Source organism: Phyllobacterium sp. SB3 (genome assembly GCF_040009165.1).
Lineage (GTDB): Bacteria > Pseudomonadota > Alphaproteobacteria > Rhizobiales > Rhizobiaceae > Phyllobacterium.
The window spans coordinates 1-1,408 of record NZ_JBDYKI010000024.1; the positions used below are offsets into that span (position 1 = coordinate 1).

Consider the following 1,408-nt stretch of genomic DNA (forward strand, 5'->3'; position numbering starts at 1 on the left):
GGTGTCCTAAATCTACGCTTATATGACATTTGAGACTTCGATTTGCAACTGTATCTCTATCGTCATCGCTCAGTTCCGAGCGGCAACCGATGGAGAACATCATGAGCAATACTTCTGAGAAGGGCGTCGCCCTGATCACCGGCGCGTCGTCCGGCATCGGCGCGATCTACGCCGACCGCCTGGCCAAGCGCGGCTACGACCTCATCCTCGTCGCCCGCAATGCACAGCGTCTGGACGCCGTGGCCAGCAAGCTGCGGACCGAGACCGGTCGCGAGGTCACCACGCTTCCGGCCGACCTGAACGACAAGGCCGATCTCGCCAAGGTCGAGGCGGTCCTGCGCGACGATCCGAACATCACCATGCTGGTCAACAACGCCGGCGTCGGCTCGGTCGCGTCCATCCTTCAGGCCGATGTCGATGCCATGGAAGCGATGATCGACCTGAACATCACCGCTCTCACCCGTCTGACCTACGCGGCTGCTCCGGCCTTTGCGGCGCGCGCCAACGGCACCATCATCAACATCAGCTCCGCCGTCGGCATCGCCGTCGAAGCCCTGAACGGCGTCTACAGCGCCTCCAAGTCCTACGTTCTGAGCTTCGGCCATGTCCTGCAGCGCGATCTCGCCGACAAGGGCGTTCGGGTGCAGACCGTTCTTCCGGCGGCAACCGCGACCGATTTCTGGGATGTCGCCGGCTACGCCCCCCAGAAGACCAGGCCCACCACCATGTCGGCCGAAGACCTCGTCGATGCTGCCCTCAGCGGACTCGACCAGGGCGAGCTGGTGACGATCCCGCCGCTGCATGACGGTGATCAGTGGGCCCGCTGGGAAGCCGACCGCCGCGCGTTCGGCCCCAACTTCGGCAACGCGAAGCCGGCGCCGCGATACAACGTCGCCTGAAAATCTCAAGATCTCGTAACCACACATCTTCAATCAACGACGGGCAGAGCCCGCCAAGATCCAAGGAACAACAACAATGTCTATTCGCAACATCGGCGGTGCCGTGCTGGCTGCCGCCATCGCAATGGTGATCCCCATGTCCGACGCATCTGCACAATCCAAAGGGAAAGTCCTTGTCGTCATGTCGAGCGCTCACGAACTCGATCTCAAAGACGGCAAGACTTACGCGACCGGCTACTATCTCAACGAGTTCGTCGTTCCGTATCGCAAGCTGATCGAGGCCGGCTATGAGCCGGTGATCGCCAACCCGAACGGCGACCTGCCGGTCATGGACGCCAACTCGAACAACGCCATGTTCTTCAGCGGCGACGATACCGCCCGCGCCGAGGCGCTGGCATTCGCCGAAAACCTGGAGCCGCTCAAGCACCCGAAGACCCTGGCGTCCGTCGTCGCCGAAGGCACGGACGGCTATGTCGGCCTGTTCATTCCGGGCGGCCACGCCCCGATGG

1 protein-coding gene and 1 pseudogene are annotated in these 1,408 nt (G+C 62.6%); both read left to right on the forward strand.

Annotated features, from left to right (window positions below):
• Nucleotides 1-101: 101 nt before the first annotated feature.
• On the forward strand, nucleotides 102-899 hold the full coding sequence (locus tag ABKW30_RS29200; RefSeq protein WP_348602479.1) for an SDR family oxidoreductase: 798 nt from the start codon (nucleotides 102-104) through the stop codon (nucleotides 897-899).
• 76 nt (nucleotides 900-975) lie between these two features.
• Nucleotides 976-1,408: pseudogene (locus tag ABKW30_RS29205) on the forward strand (type 1 glutamine amidotransferase domain-containing protein); the annotation flags it as partial.

What these genes read in the sequence shown, in the direction of transcription:
- ABKW30_RS29200 (WP_348602479.1), top strand. Translation starts at nt 102, where the DNA reads ATGAGCAATACTTCTGAGAAGGGCGTCGCCCTGATCACCGGCGCGTCG.